2 protein-coding genes and 2 pseudogenes are annotated in these 1,550 nt (G+C 54.6%); 3 read left to right on the forward strand and 1 reads right to left on the reverse strand.

Annotation, left to right across the window (positions count from 1 at the left end; genetic code table 11):
• Positions 1 to 245: 245 nt before the first annotated feature.
• From AC1D2N_RS36145 to AC1D2N_RS36155, 3 genes and pseudogenes are all read left to right on the forward strand, one after another.
• Positions 246 to 344, forward strand: a pseudogene (locus AC1D2N_RS36145) (IS5/IS1182 family transposase); the annotation flags it as partial.
• A 204-nt stretch (positions 345 to 548) separates the two neighbouring features.
• Complete coding sequence (locus AC1D2N_RS36150; protein ID WP_032990459.1) at positions 549 to 782, forward strand: type II toxin-antitoxin system ParD family antitoxin; 234 nt, start codon at positions 549 to 551, stop codon at positions 780 to 782.
• A pseudogene (locus AC1D2N_RS36155) lies at positions 779 to 1,074 on the forward strand (type II toxin-antitoxin system RelE/ParE family toxin). Before AC1D2N_RS36150 ends, AC1D2N_RS36155 begins: the two are co-directional and overlap by 4 nt.
• A gap of 98 nt (positions 1,075 to 1,172) precedes the next feature.
• Here AC1D2N_RS36155 and AC1D2N_RS36160 read toward each other — a convergent pair.
• The coding region (locus tag AC1D2N_RS36160; RefSeq protein WP_477983014.1) for a helix-turn-helix domain-containing protein at positions 1,173 to 1,550 on the reverse strand (378 nt) is incomplete at its 5' end.

A 1,550-nucleotide genomic window follows, 5' to 3' on the forward strand; every position in this document is an offset into this window, starting at 1 on the left:
TGAAGCCGATTTCGAGCTGCAGACGAGAAGTCGAAGTCGCGATGGTGGAAATGCTCGTCAGTTTGCAGAAACGTGGATGGTCGGCTGCGGAATTGGCACTGGCGCTCGCAGATGCCTCCGAAGATCTCGTCATGATGATTGCGACCAAAAGGCTTCGACCGAATTAGGTCGTGGTGACGATTTAACGATTTGGGATTCCGCCGGAGGCGCAAATCAGATTCAAGGCTGACTTTTGGAGATCGGCCGTGGATTGTGATGCGCTTCGGGATGGCCAGTGGGAACGGATCAAGGATTGTGTGCCGGGCGGCACGAAGGGCAAACGCGGCCCGCGCACGAACAACCGGGGTCGGAACAAGAGCGGTGCGAAATCGTACGATAGGGCGAACGGACCGAACGCCCATGTTGCACTTGGTGTAGATCTCCAAGTCATTGAAGTTGATGCAATCGAGATGAACTGTTCCGCATCTCATCGGAGGCGTTCGAGCTTTTGACAAACTTTGCCAAAATCGGCTAAGTTGCCTTTCAAATTGAGGTTATCAAAGGCCACGATGAACGTATCTCTTCCAGGCCCGATGAAGGATTGGGTGGAGGCCCAGGCCAGGACAGGGCGATATTCGAATGCTAGCGACTACGTGCGCGACCTGATCCGACGCGACCAGACGCGAAACGACAAGATCGCCGCCATGCAAAGCTTCGTCGAGGCCGGGCTCCAAAGTGGTGTCGGCATCCGATCAAAGGATGAACTCTTTGCTGAAGCGATGGCTCGTGCCAGCAAGTCATGAGTTTTAAGCTTTCTGCCGAAGCGGAAGAGGACATTATTGCGATCGCCGAGCAAGGTGTCCGTATGTTCGGGGCAGGCCAGGCAAAGCGATACCACAATGAACTTTTCGCATTATTTGATCTGATATAGCTGTCAATCCACGCATCGCGCGCGAACGGGATGAGATTGATCCGCCCATTAGAATTCATCCCTTCAAAGCGCATCTAATCGTTTATAGGATCGAAGATGATGAGACAATTTTTGTAATACGAATTCGCCACGCGCATGAAGATTGGGCAGGTGAATCAATTTAGCGCACCTCGGATGGAGCTGTGGGATTTGGTGTGTCTCAGGTTCGAATCGGGTCAAGAGCTTCCGGTTCGAACGAATCTTCCAATTGGATTCGTCTGGATCAGGTGTTGCGCCGCCAATTGCCAGGCGTGGTGCCGACGATACCTGCAAAGACGCGCGTGAAATGGCTTTGGTCGGCGAAGCCGCAGGCGATGGCCACTTCGGCGAGCGGAGTCTTTGAGGTCCGTAGGAGGTCGCGGGCACGGTCTATTCGCTCACGAAGGACCCATTGATAGGGCGTCATACCGGTCGTCTCTCGAAAAGCGCGAATGAAATAGCCGCGCGACAGGTTGCACATCTGCGCGACTTCGGAAATCGACACGTTGCCGTCGAGGTTCTCAAGAAGCAGACTTTTCGCCAGATCCTCATGCGTCCGCGAGAGGCTGCCCGACCTATCGGAGGCTACCGTTGGCCGGCCGCCGTAACGCTGGACCAGGTA

This window comes from Rhizobium sp. P1_B8, from assembly GCF_056406515.1.

Coding starts and splice junctions, on each gene's coding strand:
- AC1D2N_RS36150 (WP_032990459.1), top strand. CDS start 549: ATGAACGTATCTCTTCCAGGCCCGATGAAGGATTGGGTGGAGGCCCAG.